The following is a 16,528-nucleotide window of genomic DNA, read 5'->3' as shown; positions in this document are numbered from 1 at the left end:
CAGGCTTGATAGCCCTAGCCCGCAGTTGTGAAATTCACTCTTGTCAGATTTTTAGTGCGATTTAGTTTTTGGCAATTTTTGCAGACAGATAAATCCAGTTTAAAGCGATCGAGTAATGTGATGCAGGCAAGCTTATTCATGCACCTATCTATTGAGTTTAACGTCGATCCGGGAATTCCCCAACAGGCTTCGAGCCATCTCTAGCTAGGCTGTTGAGAAGTTTTTACTCGTCCCGACTCTTGTTCTTTTGCCTGGGGTTCAGGATGCGGGCGGCTCGCTCGGTGGCAATTTGGGTGTATTGTTGCCCGGAAGCATTTGTGCTTTCATTGCCGCCAACTCGGTATCCACATCGTCGGCACCTTCGAGAGAGAGAAACTTCTTTTCTAAATCATTAGTTCCGAGTTCTGCGATTGCTTCGGAGCGAGCTTCTAGCTGCATGACTTTCTCTTCCATCCGTTCAAACGCGCTCAAAGCACTGCCGGTACTGAGATTGCCCATCATTTCTTGCAGCCTTTCCGACGATGCGGCCGATCGAGCTCGGGCAATGTACATATCTTTTTTAGATTTTGCCTCGGAAATTTTACTTTCGAGCGCCCGCATATTTTCTTTTAGTTTAGTCACAACAGCGTTCTGTTGTCCGAGACTGGCTTTCATCGCCGTTGCCGTTTCTTGATAAGATTTTTTGCGCGTCAGAGCTTCCCGCGCCAAATTTTCCTCGCCTTTTTGCAAAGCTAGCTGCGCCCGCTGATGCCATTCTGCGGCTGTAGACTCAGCTTGGGAACACTGGCGTTCAGTGCGTTTTTGAGCTGCAATAGCTCCTGCCACAGCTTGTCTGAGCTGCACTAAATCTTCCTGCATATCCATTACAGCCTGTTCCAGAATTTTTTCTGGGTCTTCTGCAGCCCCGACCAAACTGTTAATATTGGCTCGAATCACTCGCCATAGGCGATCGAATAATCCCATTTTGCCAGTCTCCCGATTTTCAACTTTAGAATTAAGACAGAGAAATCAGAATTAAAAACTAAAAATGAAAACTCCTCAATCGTGTTTTTAATTTTTAATTTGGAAATTTTAATGCCCTCTAAGTTAGGTCATCATGATTATTTTTAAGATGGGTAGGGCGCGAGCATTACCCATCAAAACTGAGCAAATGTTGGGTGAAGCGAAACGGAGGGTTCGTACCTCGGCCCAACCTACTCCCCGATCATCAGTTTAATTGTCTTTGCCTAATTTATGGTTGATAGTATTGTGGCTTCACCCCTTTTTCTTGGAGTTCTTTCACCAAACGTTCTGCTGAGGCAGGATCGTTCAAAGCCCCCATTTGGATCTTGACACCCTTTGAGAAGTTCCGCACGTAGGCATCGGGAACTGCGGTTCTGGCTTGCTGGAGCGATTTTTCGTCGGTGTAATCGGTGACAACGTAATAGAAACCGTCTGCCGCCCGTGCAGGCCTTCCCAGGGGAGATGCTGCGGCTGGGGATGCTGTCGCCGGGGATGTGGCGGCTGGCTGGGCTGGGGATGCTGTCGCCGGAGATGTGGCGGCAGGCTGGGCTGGGGATGGTGTTTGAGGCAGTGTTGGCAGTGTCGGCACAGGCTGGGCAGCGCTAGGGCTGGGAGTGGGAAGCAAAGCCGTACTCAGATTGTTGAGTCCTTGTTCCCTGCCTCTGGGGGGGTTGCCGTCTTCTGTAGGAATCGGCACAACCCCGCTGGGGCCCGGAGGCGCTGGAGGGGTTGGCGGGATTGATGCTTTTGGTGACGGGGAAGGAATCGGGCTGACTGTCGGCTTGACATTGCTGAGAGTGCTCAAATCTAGCTCGACAAATTCCTTGGATACCAGATTTGGAGCTTTCGGCAGTTCCTTGGTGCTGGTATCTGAGATGGAAGTAGAGGGGGGACTGTCGCTTGAAGAGGGTGAGGTGCGATCGAGCAAACGGTTCAGGCCTGCCATCTTAACCAGATTTGACGGGTACATGACTGCGTAGCCCAAAGCTGTGCACGACAGCAAAAACAGCAGCATCGAACTCAGTCCCAAGGGAGTTAACAAACTGGCGGCTAAACTGCGTTCTACCGTAGGCTCAGCTTTTGACTCGTCCAAACTTTCGATCAGTTTTTCGCTTGATTCGAGATAATCGTTGGGTGCCAAGGCACTGCTAGATAATTTTGTGCCGCCCCTGGTAGTTGCTAGCGGGGCATCGCCCTGAGTGCCGGCAAGGGATAAGGGCAGCGATAGCGGCTGCTGGGTTTCCTCCGCAGTCTTCGGCGCCAAATTTTGGGGTAGCTGTTGCTCGGTTGTGGCTGTTTGGTTGCCAGTACGAACTGAGGGCGACACCCACTGTTCGGCGCGCTTCCTGTGCCTTCTGTATGTTGTCAGTTCTGCTTCTAGGTTTACATCTAGACTCCCCAGGACTGCTTGCAAAGCAGGCTTGATTGGGGTTGAAGAGGATTGATGATTTGGGGATTCAACCGAAGAACGCTTACTCATTAGCAAAACTCCTACCGCCTCTGAATTAATTTTAATGTTTTGATTGTAGATATAAACAAGAAGCTTGAAAACTTGCCTATTTTATGATTAGCTACTTTTGGCGTCAATGCAACAAGGGCCCGATCGCCTGCTGTCGATCGCCTGCAGCTATTTTTCATTTTCATTGGAAAACTGAATTGTTCCTCTTTCCCAGAGGCTGCTTACCGACACTCTCAGCCAATTTTTGTATTCTAAGCTACCGCTTATTTGTAACCTCTCATACTCGTTTGGCATTTGTACTTTGTCTTGATCCCTAACGGCTTTATAAACTTTTAACCTGTGTTTTTACCTATACAATGAGCAAGCACGGAGCTAATTGTTTCTATATATAACGAGATTATAAATAAATTATAAAATTTAATTATACTTCGGGGATCGCTACAACCCAGACAGCATAAAGGTTGGGATGCTCTAAAACCTGCTAGCTCTACAAAGGAGAATTAGAGATGAAAATGATTTCCCTAAGAACTTTTATGCAAACCTCCTTAACTTCACCTTTAACTTCAGCTTGTGGTCACTGCCGTCACTATACCCCTGAAGGCAGACGCGGAGGTGTTTGCGCTTTACTAGGCGGCCCGGTTCAAAGTCACTGGAAAGCTTGTGCTTTAGCGGTTTCGCCTTTTAGGTCATCTTGGGAAAACATAGAAGAAATTGAAATGTGGCAAGAATCGACTCTGACGCTGCAGGATGCCACCGTCACTTTTTCCGATCGCCATGCCTGCCAGCTTACAGGCACAACGTTAACCGAAAAATCGGCAGCAGCAGTCTCGGTTTAGTTAGTCGGCAGCAGGATAGGTCATACCATTTTCGATTGGGGAATCACTGATCATTATCATGGTTTGGATCTGACAAAGCAGTTTCATTCTTTTTGGGAACTGGTATCACTACTGACACTTTTGGACGATCGGGTGCATTTGGCTTTACTAACTCAGAAAAATCAGCAGCATCTACTTTAATATGAGCGCATAAAAAAACTGATTTCTCCATCCAGCTATGGCAGCCAAGGATATTGACTAAAATCAGGTTGCCGTTTTTCTAAAAAGGCTTGTTTGCCTTCGGCGCCTTCTTCGGTCATATAGTACAGCAAAGTGGCATTTCCCGCCAGTTCTTGCAAACCGGCTTGACCGTCGCAGTCGGCATTAAAAGCGGATTTCAAGCAGCGAATCGCGATCGGACTTTTTTCGAGAATTTCCGCAGCCCACTGAATCCCTTCTATTTCTAGTTGTTCGACGGGCACGACGCAGTTGACTAAACCCATTTCTAGGGCTTGCTGCGCGCTGTACTGGCGACACAAAAACCAAATTTCTCGGGCTTTTTTCTGGCCGACAACTCTGGCGAGATAGCTAGCTCCGAAACCACCGTCGAAACTGCCGACTTTGGGGCCGGTCTGTCCGAAAATAGCATTGTCAGCAGCGATCGTCAAGTCGCAAATTAAGTGCAGAACGTGACCGCCTCCTATTGCGTAGCCTGCAACTAAAGCAATTACAACTTTGGGCATAGAGCGAATCAACTTCTGCAAGTCGAGCACGTTCAACCGGGGTATGCCACCTTCGTCTACATATCCCGCCGAACCCCGCACGCTTTGGTCGCCGCCGGCGCAAAAGGCGTATTTGCCGTCTGTATGAGGCCCCGCACCTGTGAACAGGACAACGCCGATTTTGGTGTCTTCGCGGGCATCAGTAAAGGCATCGCACAGTTCCAGCACGGTTTTGGGACGGAAAGCGTTCCGTTTCTGAGGTCGATTGATGGTAATTTTGGCGGTGCCGCCGCTTTTGTGATAGAGAATGTCTTCGTAGGTTTTGGCGGTTTGCCATTCAATTTGCATAATCAATCAATTTGAGATTTGAGATTGAGCTGAGTCAATCAAGGCAGCGACAAGTCGCTTTTAGATTTTAGAGGCATTCGGTTCAATGGGATAGAAGGGTCGATCGACTCTTGCAAAAAAAAATAAAGCGGGAGTTAGGCCGAAACCAGGTTTTTTACGAACATACGCCGTACAGCGCTCTTGGTAGGGGGTAAAACAACCCGGTTTTTGAGGGTAAGAGCGCCCAAGTCCCATCTCAAATGGACACAGCGTCAAATCCTCGAACTCCTCGGTCACTACTGTTACTGCCCCAAAATTTATATGCGCTGGACTATTTGCGGAGTAAAATACTCAGCAAGTGCTTTGCTGCTTTGCCAAATACTGGATCGCGGGACTCGAATTCGCTGGGATCGAGTAAAGCTTGAACTTCGCCAAAAGCTTCTGAGTCGAGGGTTCCTTCTTTAGTAAATAAAGTGTCTAGGACTGCAATGTGTCTGGAGTCCAGGCCGAGCCGATTTGCGATCGACTGTAAGTACATTTGTTCCCGCAGGTCGATGTGCCCGTCGGCTGCTGACATTTCGTAGCCGGAACCGATAAGCAACAGTTTTTCAGATTCTGAGAACAAAGCTGTCAGGGTTAGCAATTCCGTGGGGTTGAAGTAAACCTGCTGTTTGGAGACTCCTTTGACAAGGCGCTGAATTAGTTCTACCCGATCGCGGTCGCCGCTGGCAAAGGCTTTGAGAGTCTTTTGCAGCCGTTCTTCTTCTTCAACTGCGATCGTCCTGTCAATAATCATCACTCCGCGCAGGATGGAAATCAGAGCAGTCACAAACACTACCAAAGGAGTGATATCTTGTTCGCGCAGCTTTTGCCGGCTAATGCGGCACAACAGCTCAACAATTTCAGTGGTGATCGTCGTGGTGTCCATAATTAAAAATGACTTTCTATTAAGCTGTAATGTAACTTTCTTTCTCGATCTTAAGTTTTTCTGTTACGTAGGTATGACGTGAATTCTAAAACTGAGCCATTGTCTATTAGTGATACTACTTATTTTATTCACAAACGCTGGATGACTAGGGCTGTGGAGTTGGCACAAGCAGCCGGTGATGCCGGTGAAGTACCCGTGGGTGCTGCAATTGTTGACGGTACTGGCAAATTGATTGCTGAAGCGCAAAATCGGCGAGAACGAGATTGCGATCCGACTGCTCACGCTGAAATCTTAGCTTTGCGGGCGGCCGGCCAAGTTTTGCAAGACTGGCATCTTAACCAATGCACGCTCTACGTAACGCTGGAACCTTGCCCGATGTGCGCTGGTGCGATCGTCCAAGCTCGGATTGGTCTGCTGATATACGGAGCAGATGACCCGAAAACTGGCACGATTCGGACTGCAGCTAATATTCCAGATAGCGCGCATTCGTGTCACCGCTTAGAGGTACTCGGCGGTATTATGGAGTCTGTTTGCCGCGATCAGTTGATTTCCTGGTTTGAAGCACGCCGGAAAAATTAACAGGTAAAATTTTTTACTCTATTCTGGGCGATGTTTAATAGAACTTGACCCTTTAGCTGGAATAATAGATCCGTAATTGCCCGATCGAGCTTTCCAGGCGGCCGACTACTTTGTATTGGTGCTGTCCGGTTGGCTGAGGTTTTATCTGTTAGAGATTATCTCTTGCGGGCGCGATCGCTCGATCGGTACAAGGCCAATAGCAAAAGTGTCCCGACCCAAAAACTAAAGATTTGTCCAATCACTTACTTTAGACTTGAGATATCGAGAGAGCAGCTTAATTGCTATGCCCCACACCGCCACGATCGCCGTTGAGTCCAGTAAATCATCTCTAGTGAAGCCAATGCCTGCCAAGGTAGCATCTAATACCTCTCGCGTTTCTCCTTGGTTAACCTCCTTGCTCTATCCGCTAGGTCACTATGTTGTCCTACCGTTTCATTTTGGCAAGATTGAGATAACCGGACAGGAGCACTTGCCGAAAGACGGGCCTGTCATCTTAGCCCCTACGCACCGCTCCCGGTGGGATGCCCTGATGATGCCCTATTCAACGGGACAGAAGGTGACTGGACGCGATTTGCGGTTTATGGTTACTGCTGATGAGGTCAAAGGAGTGCAAGGTTGGTTCATCAGACATTTGGGGGGGTTTGCTGTAGATCTCAAGCATCCGGCAATTGGCAGTCTCCGTTATGGGGTGGAACTACTCCTCGACAAGGAAATGTTGGTGATTTTTCCTGAAGGCGGTATTTTTCAGGATGGCGAAGTTCACCCGATTAAGCCGGGATTGGCGCGTTTGGCAATGCAAGCAGAGTTGAGCAAACCGGGTTTGGGGGTGAAAATTGTACCGATGAGTATCCGCTATCGCCCGCGCATTCCTCAATGGGGTGCTCAGGTAAAAATTGCGATCGGTTCTCCGATTTCCGTGGCGGATTATGCCAATGGTGGCGGTGGTAAAAAAGAAGCACGATTGTTGAGTGCCCAGCTCGAAATGGATCTTAAAAAGCTTGATGAAAGTTGAGAAGAAGGAAGTTCGGCAAAGGATTATGTAACGGATGTAACGGATGTCAGTCCGAGGGCAGTCGGAAGAAGGAAGAAGGAAGAAGGAATTATGATATAATGTTTTATGGTGCTGTCGAGAGCTGCACCAATTATTTTGCTTGGTTATGTCTGTATTAAGTGTGAGCATTAATGGGTTGTGCTTTGAACTTTAAGCCTGGTCAAATTGTTAGTTTAGAATGTGGAGATGCCTGCCTGCATTCCGAGGTAATCCAAGTGGTTGAGGCACGTCAAGTTTGTTGGGTGCGCCCTTTGATGTTAGTTGTATCGGTGTCGGGGAAGGATTCACCGACAGAATACACTTTATCCGATTTGCGAGATGGTGCTGATTTGCTTTGGCCGCTGAGCTTGTTTCGGGCGGCTTTAGATACTGAGGTAATTTCACTATTGACCGAGTTGCACTCTCTGGATGCTGAAAAAAAGGATGGTGCGATCGCATCTCGTCAACTTAGAGATTTTGTCGATCGAGTTTGGGAAGCTTTTCCGAGTGCTTTTCATTAAGCAAATATCTGGCGTTTTGTCTATGAGTCCGCCAGGGGTTGAAAACCCCTGTCTAATAGCTAAAGTCCTCTTGCATAGGACTGATACCCTCTTAATTCTTCAGTCCGCGTAGGCGGACTTCGTTTGTCTAGAAGCGATTTCAATCGCCCAATTTTCTTTTCGCTTTTCGCGGACTCTTATACTAAAATACAGCGTGTGAAAGCTCTTCGGGGTTGAGATTATTGTGAATAACTTTACCGTCGCGGAACCAGACAACGCGGCGAGTTTGACGCGCGACTTCGGGTTCGTGCGTTACCATAACAACAGTCATGCCATTTTCATTGAATTCTGTAAAAATATCCATTACTTCTTGAGTAGTTTTTGTATCCAATGCACCAGTCGGTTCGTCAGCCAGCAACAACACGGGACGGTTGACGATAGCCCTGGCGATGGCTACCCGCTGCTGCTGTCCTCCTGATAGTTGATTCGGTCTGTTTTGCAGGCGACTTTCCAGGCCTACTTTTGTTAAAGCCTCTACTCCCCGTTCGCGTCTTTCTGCTGCGGGAATGCCGGCATAAACCATCGGTAACATGACATTTTCTAATGCTGTCAATTGAGGCAACAGGTGAAATTGTTGGAATACAAAACCTAATTTTAAATTCCGAATTCCGGCTAATTCTTCTTCGGGCATTTGGGCGACATCTACGCCGTCTAAGTAGTAACTGCCGCTCGTAGGTCGATCGAGACAGCCGATAATATTCATAGCTGTAGATTTGCCGGAACCCGATGCGCCCATAATCGAGCAATATTCTCCTTGTCTTACGGTCAAGCTGACGCCGTTTAAGGCGCGAACTTCCAGGTCGCCAATCCCGTAAACTTTTGTTACCTCTTCCAGACCGACAACAACGGGCTTTGAGAGGACTTGCGGGTCGAGGTCTTGGTATGTATCGGTTTGTAGTTCAGGCATTTTTTTTCTGTGCGATCGACACAACTAACTACTAAGTTAACACTTCTTATCGGTTTTGGCGGCGGTCAGGGCGATCGTTTGGACGCTAATTGACGAGATATAAAAAAACTAAATCTTTAAGGACGTGTTTGTGAGTTCTTTGATGAGAGTCATCTGATGTTCTAGCACTAGATAGTTATCTAATTTGCTTTTTCCAGCGCGGGTCAAGCCTTGATTATTGTGGGCCTAAATTAGGTCGGCGATATGCTCTTTTGCTTCCTCCGAGAGTTGAAAGTTGATAAAGCTGTGGGAAGTGTGGCGATCGCCAAAACTTCAACTATTTCTGCATAAGCTTTGGAGATATTAGTGGCGACAGTCATATTTTATTTTTGCTTTTTGTGTTTCTATCACAGATTCTCTAATTTGGCCAATTCTTTCTGGGCAAAATTGCGGACTTCTTCATCTGGATCGTTGGCAAATCTATCACGAAGTATTTGTAAAGTTTTTGGGCAATCGGGGTATTGTTTGATCATGATTTCAAGTGCTGTTTGTCTGGGATTATCTTGGAAGTCAGACTTGCGTTTAAAAGGATGATTAATAGCAATATCGCCCAACCATTCAAATATCCCTGGTTCATCTTTCCACCCCCGTGCTAATTCTTCAATTACTAAAGATCGCACATACCAATTATCATTAGATTGAGCCAGTTCTTTGAGTATAGGTAAGGTTTCCGGGTCATCCTTCCACCCCCCTGCTAATTGGACTGCTGCACTTCGCACAACCGAATTATCATCAGATTGAGCCATTTGTTTGAGCCAAGGTAAGGTTTCTGGGTCATCTTTCCACCCCCGTGCTAATCCTCCGACTGCTGCATATCGCAGCAACGAATCATCATCAGATTGAGCCAGTTGTTTGAGCCAAGGTAAGGTTTTTGGGTCATCTTTCCACCTCGGTGCTAATTCTGAGACTACTGCTACCCGCACGACCGAATCATCATTAGATTGAGCCAGTTGTTTGAGCCAAGGTAAGGTTTCTGGGTCATCTTTCCACCCCAATTCTAATTCTACGACTGCTACTAGCCGCACAACCGAATTATCATGAGATTGAGCCAGTTGTTTGAGCCAAGGTAAGGTTTCCGGGTCATTTTTCCACCCCCGTGCTAATTCTTGGACTGCTGTTTGTCGCACATCCGAATTTTCATCAAATTTAGCCAGTTGTTTGAGCCAAGATAAGGTTGGTGGGTCATCTTTCCAAGTGTAGGCGATCGCACTTACTGCTTGAGTGCGAATTTCAGCAACTAGCGTTCCCTCTTCTTCATCAGCCTCATAATAATAATTGAGGTCGCACTTAGTTAACTCTTTTAAGCGTTCAAGCAATTGACCCTCAACCTCAGCAATCTCTTTTCTCTCCCTTACCTCATCCAAACACTTCGCCGCCAAAAACAGATTGCTGAACTTTTTGGCTTCCGCATCCTGTTCAATCAAAAACTCAATCAATTTCCCGGTCAAGTTTCCAGGAATCAATCCGGCAATCAAGCACAAAACTTCCTGCCAAGATTCATCATCCCAGTGCTTGCCAAAAACCTCGGTTTTCAACTCCTCCCGTAAAACTTCTGGTGTCTTATAAAGCCTTTCGACCACCTCCGACGCACAGAAATATTCCAAAAAAATTCTATGCACAAACCCATAAGTATCCGCACCCAAATAACATAAAATAAAGTTGCGAGTTCGCAGTTGGTTAATTATCAACTTTGCCCGCTCTTTCGGTCTATCGAAATCTTTATTCTTCAGATATGCTGTGAGGGTATTCTCCAAATCTTCCGCACTAATAATATTGCCAGCCAACCCTTCAGGTGCTGCTTGCATTTTGTAAGCGACTCGCCGCAGCATTTCTTGCTTATCTTTAGCATCAATCGTTTTCGGATCGAGCCTGCTATCCTCTACTAAAGACCTTTCCACATCCCATTGATACAGCAATACCCGCGAAGCTTGATTGTAAAGTTCCGCCCTGTCTCTCGGCAATTCTTGACTGCGATTCAAAATCGCCATAATCGTCAACAATAACGGATTACCCGCTAAATCTCGAATCGTTGATGAATACGCTAATGCTCTTTTCATGCGCTCACTAATCCGCGCTTTTTCCCCAGCATCAGTAAAAGTTAATTCGTGCCAGCGGCGAACAAAATCCTGAATTTGTTCCGCATTCAAATCTTGGAGGATAAAGTGATGAAAGTCTGCATCTTGCAACCGTTGAGGTTTGTAACCAATAATCCGAGACGTGACAATCACTCGCACGCGGGGATACTCATTGGTAAACCGATGAATCGCCGTAATTACATCTTCTCGTTTCCCGGCATCGAAAATTTCATCTAACCCGTCGAACATCACCACAGCCTCGCCTGCTTTAAGCTGTTCATGCAATTGATGCTGATTCAAGTGACAAATTGAACCGGGACTTTGATGAAAAAATTCGAGGAAATTCTTGCAATGCCCTGATTCCCCGCTGCGAATGTAAGTCCGCAATTCTATTAGCAGCGGAATCGGCAGAGATGTCAGGCTATTTAAGGGCGATCTCGCCCAGTTTAATGCTAAATATTGTAACAGAGTAGACTTGCCAGAACCCGGATCGCCTAAAATAACAATGTAGGGATACTTTTGCTTGTCATTGATAACATCTAACACCGATACGATCGGCTGAGAAAAATAACTGCGCCGATATTTCTCTAAATTTTCTAGATCGATCGCGTCTAATTGATTGCTGTCTTGCAGCCGCCGTTGATGTTCTTTAGGAATTTCGTAAGCTTGGGGCAGAAATGATTCGTAAATCGATCGCACATCTTGGAAAATAAAGATTTGCCAAACCTTCAGTTTTTCCCGATAATCGTATGTATTGGGATCGACGCTGCTTAAATTGAGATTGCTGTAACGCTCGCACAGAGCTTCTTGATATTGCCTCAAGTCAAATTCCGGGATAATCCCCGCCGTTTCTTGAGTATTTTTCTGAATGCTATCTAGATTTTGAGCATTCAAGATATCGCGCAAGTCTTTTGAGTCAAAGAGAATTTCTTGAACTTCTGCGAGATACTGATTGGCGATGGTTTGCCACTTAAATCTTGGGGGCAAAGAAGTTAAATTTAGTTGAGTCCAGGTTTGTTCGAGAAGTTCTGCATCCAGAGATTCGCGATCGCTCTCAAAAGCCTTGCCCAAAATTTCTTTAACAGACTTGTTATTGATAAACTGTTTAACATCTTTAATATACCGCTTAATTTCGTCGGGGGGAAGTCCGGCGATTTTTAACTGCTGTTGCACCAACTCCAAAAACTTTTTGATTGCTTTGCCCGCTGCGACTTGTCGGGGGTCTTTTTCGACTAAGACGTTTTTCAGGGAATCTTTAAAAAAATCTTTAGCAAAATCCTTCGCGCCGTCTTTGACTAAATCTTCTAAGATGGGTTTAACGAGAATGCCTACTGCTTCCGTTGCTCCCCAAAGTACCAGCCACTCGATCATAAAGCTAGCCCGAGAATTAATTTATCTTTATAATATAGCAATTATCAAGGATTGATAAAATTATCAAAAACTGTAGGGTAATAATCTCCCGTGATTGCTCCGATAGGTTAGGCTAGTATCAGTTTTCTGTCGCTGCGCTGCGATTAGTCCCGATCCCGCCTGATTGTTGCCCCCTACTACCCCTTAAAAATCGGGAAGACCATCAAATTTGCGCTTTTTTACAGGGATTTACGGGAGTTCGACTCGGCTATAACGAGCGATCGACAATTCGGTCTTTCCTTCTTGGTAGCGATCTCAAAAGAGAGAAATTTTTATATTTTTTTTGTCGTTCGCTTGTGTTATACTCTAGTAATGGAAGTGTGATCAGTATTATATTAACGCCCAGATTTCTATTATTTAATAATACCTGGTTAAAGGCAAAAAGTAAAGTAGTAGACCCCAAAAAAAACAAAAAATTTTTGAGATATCATTAAGAAAAGTAAAGCGTAAAATTGGTAAGTTGGCGATAAAAAGGTACAGACAATTATGACATACGACTACGACTTGTTTGTGATAGGTGCGGGTTCCGGCGGATTGGCGAGTTCCAAGCGAGCAGCATCCTACGGCGCAAAAGTGGCGATCGCCGAAAATGACTTAGTAGGCGGAACCTGCGTAATTCGCGGCTGTGTCCCCAAAAAACTCATGGTGTACGCCTCAACATTTTCGCACCTTTATGAAGATGCGGTGGGCTACGGTTGGAGTCCAGTAGAAAGCAGCTTTGATTGGGAAAAACTTGTCACCACCGTAGACACAGAAGTGCGGCGGCTGAGCAAACTGCACATCAGCTTTCTCGAAAAAGCCGGAGTCGAATTAATCTCAGGATACGCCAAATTTATTGATCCCCACACCGTCGAAGTTGGTGACAAGAAATTTACCGCAGCCAAAATCTTAATTGCAGTCGGCGGAGAAGCGCAAAGAGTCCCAATTGTCGGCATCGAACACGCGATTACCTCTCGCGAAATATTCCTCCTAAAAGAGCAGCCAAAACGGTTGGCAATTTGGGGCGGCGGCTACATCGGCGTCGAATTTGCTTGCATTATGAACGGATTGGGGAGCCAAGTAACTCAAATCATCCGCCGCGACTTAATTTTGAACGAATTTGACACAGAAATTCGCACCAACGTGCAAGAAGGGATGATTAAGCACGGAATAAACATTTTGACAGAAAGCTCGATCAACCACATTGAGAAAACCCCAGAAGGCTTAAAATTAACTCTGTCGGGGACATCCGAAGGAACGCTAGTAGTAGACGCGCTGTTGTGCGCTACCGGGCGTCAGCCTAATTTAGAAAAATTAGGTTTAGAAAATGCGGGAGTAGAAACAGATAAAGGTGCGATCGCAGTTACCAAAGACAGCCGCACCACTCAGCCACACATTTTTGCAGTGGGAGATTGCACCAACCGCATCAATTTAACGCCAATTGCGATCGCCGAAGGACGCGCTTTTGCAGATACTGAATTTGGCAACAATCCGAGAGCAATCACTCACGAAAATGTGCCGTCAGCGGTATTTTCCCAGCCGGAAGCTGCTACAGTCGGCTTAAACGAAGTGCAGGCTAGAGCAAAGTTTCCCGACTCAATTAAGTGCTACACAGCCAAGTTTCGACCGATGTTTCACGCTTTGACAGGTGCAGACGAGAAAACTTTTGTCAAGTTAATCGTTGAGACTAATACTGACAGAGTTTTGGGCGTGCACATGGTTGGGAAAGACGCGGGCGAGATTATTCAAGGAATGGCGATCGCTGTTAATATGGGAGCTACGAAGAAAGACTTCGACGCGACTATTGGCATTCACCCATCGACTGCTGAAGAGTTTGTTACTTTGCGGTAAAGCGGGGGAAGCAGCCAGGGGTTTAAACCCCTGGCTAATAGCTAAAGTCGCTTTTAACCGACTGAATATCATTGTTTTGATGTTTTGTATAGCAGATTAATGAGTGATTCAACCAAACACAACAAAATTTTAGCATTTTATCTCGGTCAGCAGCCTGATTCACAAGGTCGGGCGATAGAGCATATTTGGTCGTGGGATTACCAGAAGCTGGAATGTGTGCACAATTACATTCAATGGCTGTTTCCGCTGAGGGAAAAGAGTCGCTTTAATTCCACTGCTCCTACTTTAAATGATGAGGTGATTCAAGCTTTTAGAACAAGTGAAGAGTTGAAAAATCGCTTACTCCATTCGTTCAAAGTCATGCTGGCGTTTTACGGGTTGGAATGCCACGAAGGGGACAACGCAGAAATTGTAATTGCCAAATCCGCCGAATATTTCTCAAGAAAAAGAGAGTGGATTGAAAAATTTAATCACAATTACTTGCGGCTGACTAGGATTATTACAAGTTTGACCGAGTTGGGATTGAAAAATTACGCTTTAGCTCTTTTCAAGTGTTTAGATGAGATTTATAATGAAGACAAAGAAAGTATTGGTTTAGAAACTTATACTTATTGGAAAAAAGCTGTAAATAGTTAGAATTTATATTTGGGACTTGCCGCCATAGCCAACCATACGCCCCACAAAAAAATTAAATTTTTGTAGAACGGGTCGGAGAACTTGTTCAGACCCACGACCCACAATCTGCTGTATTGGTTTTGGAAGAGGCCGGAAAGCCTGTTACTGACCTTGGTGCAGTTTTCCGCCCCAGACTGATTAATGCTCAAAATAATATTTTAAATAATTTGAACCTTTTTTAGAACTGTCCTGTCTAAACACTTCAGATAACGAACTGGTGAGGGAGACTTCACAGGTGTTAGGTGTGCCAGCCAATGTTTTAACCGATGACTGTTCCGACTCCGACTTAGTTGCTGAGTGTCTAAAGGGCGATCGCACTTGCTTTCGCTACCTTTACAAACGCTACCAACACAAAGTCAGGTCAACCCTTTACCAACTCTGCGGCCCCTCGCTTCTTGACGATTTAGCACAAGAAGTATTTCTGCGAGTGTGGAAAGGATTGCCTAAACTCAAGCACCAGGAAAACTTTTCTACTTGGCTTTATCGAATCACTTGGAATGTGGCTTCCGACCAAAGACAAGCATTTGCTAAACAGCATTCTTTTGACTCCCAACTCAAAAATCAAGAAACAATGGATCGGGTTATTGTCAAAGATAACACATCGGACTTGATGCAGTTGCACTATCAAGATTTAGTGCAGCGGGGACTGGAGCAATTGAGCTTTGAACACCGCAGCGTTTTGGTGCTGCACGACTTAGAAGACATCCCGCAAAAAGAAGTAGCCCAAATTTTGGGGCTGCCTGCGGGAACCGTCAAATCTCGCGTGTTTTATGCCCGAAATGCTGTGCGGCAATTTTTGCAAAAAGAAGGTGTCAGCGAGCTATGAATAACCCAAGCAGCGACCAAGAGTTAGTTAACTTCTTGAAGCAACATCGCCCCAATATTCCTGAAGCTGTACCAGACTTAGAGCAAAAAATTCTAGCAGCAATCGACAGTAATCAGGCGAGTGCTTTCCATGAAACCCACCGCAAAAAAACGCGATTAAGTTCCTCAGCTAAGCCTGATGACAGGTTAAAAATCTCCTCGGTTTCTAAGTGGGCTTTATCGTCTGCGATTACTGCTAGCCTGCTACTTTTTTGGTCGGGCTACCGTCCGTTTGAGACTGCACAAGTGTCCGATAAGGAAACAGCTCAGTTAGAAGCATTTTTAGTTACTAACTGGGAGGGTGTACTGCATGATTCTCCCCAAGAAAATATGACCGATCGCTCACAAACAGACTGGTTGACTTTCAGCCAGGGTGCTGACAGTGAACCGCCCACAAATAAGTAATATCAAAGAGGCAATTTTCATGTCAATTCGTCGTATATCTGCCCTAGCGGTTTTAATGCTGACTCTCGGTAGCACAGCAGCAGCAATAGCAGTTCCTAATCCCCTAGAACCCCAAACACTTGCACAAAATCAGCGACCAAATCGACCTGCGGGCAAGGAAGGTGGGATGTTCGAGAAACTGAATTTAAGCGCAGACCAAAAGCAGCAAATGCAGGCAGTTCGCGATCGCTACAAGGACCAAGTTTCCCAGCGGATGCAAGCAGTCCGCCAAGCCAGACAAGAATTGGAAACGATGATGTCCGGCACGGCAAATGCTAGCGAAATACGCGAAAAACACCGTCAAATAATCGGATTGAGACAGCAGTTGGAAGAGGTGCAATTTGAAATTACACTCGCAATGCGAGAAGTCCTCACTGCCGAACAGCGCAGCCAATTAGCTCAACTAATGCAGCAGCGCCGACAAACGGCTAGAAACAGGATGCAAAACGGTCAAAAACCGCAGTAGTTGACGAAGATTTTTGAGTGAATCGCAGGGTATTTACGCACTCTGCGATTCATTAGTCCAAGCTCCCAGATTGGGAGCTTGAACTTTTTCAGGTAAGCTATAAATTGGAGTTTTGAGGCAGGAGCCACAAGGAAACAGGAAGAAGAAAGAAGAAAGAAGTCATAAGAAGTGTTTTTACAAATATGAGATGCTCTCCCAGATTCATGGAGTAAATCTAAAATCTAAAATCTAAAACCTAAACTCGAATGACCCCTCTAGCTGGGGCGAAACGTTAGCTTTCATGCTGGTTCCGTCGCCTAATGTAAAGGTGTGGGTTGAGATTTTCCCCTCCAGCATGATATCATCAGGCTGCTATATTTGGTTTGTTAATTTAGACGGGCTTTTAATATAGAATTT

At 45.8% G+C, this 16,528-nt stretch carries 17 protein-coding genes; 10 read left to right on the top strand and 7 right to left on the bottom strand.

The window, feature by feature from the left end; all coding sequences use genetic code 11:
- Positions 1-27 precede the first annotated feature (27 nt).
- Complete coding sequence (locus tag QUA23_RS01370; protein ID WP_333069845.1) at positions 28-204, top strand: hypothetical protein; 177 nt, start codon at positions 28-30, stop codon at positions 202-204.
- A 54-nt stretch (positions 205-258) separates the two neighbouring features.
- Here the strand turns inward: QUA23_RS01370 and QUA23_RS01365 are convergent, their stop codons facing one another.
- Both QUA23_RS01365 and QUA23_RS01360 read right to left on the bottom strand, forming a co-directional pair.
- A complete protein-coding gene (locus QUA23_RS01365) occupies positions 259-963 on the bottom strand; it encodes a PspA/IM30 family protein (protein ID WP_333076506.1) in 705 nt (234 codons plus the stop codon).
- Positions 964-1,231: 268 nt separating this feature from the next.
- Positions 1,232-2,482, bottom strand: a complete 1,251-nt coding sequence (locus QUA23_RS01360) for a hypothetical protein (RefSeq protein WP_333076505.1) — start codon at positions 2,480-2,482, stop codon at positions 1,232-1,234.
- 512 nt (positions 2,483-2,994) lie between these two features.
- On the opposite strand from QUA23_RS01360, the gene QUA23_RS01355 reads away from it, so the two are divergent.
- The gene (locus tag QUA23_RS01355) at positions 2,995-3,297 is read left to right on the top strand and encodes a hypothetical protein (protein ID WP_333076504.1); all 303 of its coding nucleotides are present in this window, start codon (positions 2,995-2,997) and stop codon (positions 3,295-3,297) included.
- A 215-nt stretch (positions 3,298-3,512) separates the two neighbouring features.
- On the opposite strand, the gene menB is transcribed toward QUA23_RS01355, so the two are convergent.
- Together menB and QUA23_RS01345 are read right to left on the bottom strand one after the other, a co-directional pair.
- Positions 3,513-4,346 (bottom strand): 1,4-dihydroxy-2-naphthoyl-CoA synthase, encoded by an 834-nt coding sequence (menB, locus tag QUA23_RS01350; protein WP_333035757.1) that lies wholly within the window; start codon positions 4,344-4,346, stop codon positions 3,513-3,515.
- A gap of 310 nt (positions 4,347-4,656) precedes the next feature.
- Positions 4,657-5,253, bottom strand: coding sequence for a TerB family tellurite resistance protein (locus QUA23_RS01345; protein WP_333076503.1), 597 nt, complete (start codon positions 5,251-5,253; stop codon positions 4,657-4,659).
- A gap of 78 nt (positions 5,254-5,331) precedes the next feature.
- Between QUA23_RS01345 and tadA the strand changes: the two genes are divergently transcribed.
- The 3 genes from tadA (at position 5,332) to QUA23_RS01330 (ending at position 7,383) form a co-directional block, all read left to right on the top strand.
- Positions 5,332-5,832, top strand: coding sequence for a tRNA adenosine(34) deaminase TadA (tadA, locus tag QUA23_RS01340; protein ID WP_333076502.1), 501 nt, complete (start codon positions 5,332-5,334; stop codon positions 5,830-5,832).
- Positions 5,833-6,115: 283 nt separating this feature from the next.
- Complete coding sequence (locus tag QUA23_RS01335; protein ID WP_333035702.1) at positions 6,116-6,844, top strand: lysophospholipid acyltransferase family protein; 729 nt, start codon at positions 6,116-6,118, stop codon at positions 6,842-6,844.
- Between the two features lie 182 nt (positions 6,845-7,026).
- Positions 7,027-7,383 carry a hypothetical protein gene (locus QUA23_RS01330; protein ID WP_333076501.1) on the top strand — a complete coding sequence of 119 codons (357 nt, stop codon included), beginning with the start codon at positions 7,027-7,029 and terminating at the stop codon, positions 7,381-7,383.
- A 181-nt stretch (positions 7,384-7,564) separates the two neighbouring features.
- Here the strand turns inward: QUA23_RS01330 and QUA23_RS01325 are convergent, their stop codons facing one another.
- From QUA23_RS01325 to QUA23_RS01315, 3 genes are all read right to left on the bottom strand, one after another.
- Positions 7,565-8,329 carry an ABC transporter ATP-binding protein gene (locus tag QUA23_RS01325; RefSeq protein WP_333076500.1) on the bottom strand — a complete coding sequence of 255 codons (765 nt, stop codon included), beginning with the start codon at positions 8,327-8,329 and terminating at the stop codon, positions 7,565-7,567.
- Positions 8,330-8,559: 230 nt separating this feature from the next.
- The gene (locus tag QUA23_RS01320) at positions 8,560-8,688 is read right to left on the bottom strand and encodes a hypothetical protein (RefSeq protein WP_333076499.1); all 129 of its coding nucleotides are present in this window, start codon (positions 8,686-8,688) and stop codon (positions 8,560-8,562) included.
- A gap of 27 nt (positions 8,689-8,715) precedes the next feature.
- Positions 8,716-11,814: a HEAT repeat domain-containing protein gene (locus tag QUA23_RS01315; protein ID WP_333110279.1), complete on the bottom strand. Its 3,099-nt coding sequence runs from the start codon at positions 11,812-11,814 to the stop codon at positions 8,716-8,718.
- 525 nt (positions 11,815-12,339) lie between these two features.
- Between QUA23_RS01315 and gor the strand changes: the two genes are divergently transcribed.
- The 5 genes from gor (at position 12,340) to QUA23_RS01290 (ending at position 16,132) form a co-directional block, all read left to right on the top strand.
- On the top strand, positions 12,340-13,683 hold the full coding sequence (gene gor, locus QUA23_RS01310; RefSeq protein WP_333076496.1) for a glutathione-disulfide reductase: 1,344 nt from the start codon (positions 12,340-12,342) through the stop codon (positions 13,681-13,683).
- Positions 13,684-13,782: 99 nt separating this feature from the next.
- Positions 13,783-14,319, top strand: a complete 537-nt coding sequence (locus QUA23_RS01305) for an opioid growth factor receptor-related protein (RefSeq protein WP_333076495.1) — start codon at positions 13,783-13,785, stop codon at positions 14,317-14,319.
- Positions 14,320-14,593: 274 nt separating this feature from the next.
- On the top strand, positions 14,594-15,184 hold the full coding sequence (locus QUA23_RS01300; RefSeq protein WP_333076494.1) for a sigma-70 family RNA polymerase sigma factor: 591 nt from the start codon (positions 14,594-14,596) through the stop codon (positions 15,182-15,184).
- The gene (locus QUA23_RS01295) at positions 15,181-15,627 is read left to right on the top strand and encodes a hypothetical protein (protein WP_333076493.1); all 447 of its coding nucleotides are present in this window, start codon (positions 15,181-15,183) and stop codon (positions 15,625-15,627) included. Before QUA23_RS01300 ends, QUA23_RS01295 begins: the two co-directional genes overlap by 4 nt.
- Before the next feature lie 19 nt (positions 15,628-15,646).
- The gene (locus QUA23_RS01290; protein WP_333076492.1) at positions 15,647-16,132 is read left to right on the top strand and encodes a Spy/CpxP family protein refolding chaperone; all 486 of its coding nucleotides are present in this window, start codon (positions 15,647-15,649) and stop codon (positions 16,130-16,132) included.
- Positions 16,133-16,528: the final 396 nt, after the last annotated feature.

Source organism: Microcoleus sp. Pol1C5 (genome assembly GCF_036701115.1).
In the GTDB taxonomy this organism is placed as follows: Bacteria; Cyanobacteriota; Cyanobacteriia; order Cyanobacteriales; family Microcoleaceae; genus Microcoleus.
Note: the sequence above shows the minus strand (reverse complement) of the source record. Positions and strands in the feature narration are given on the sequence as shown.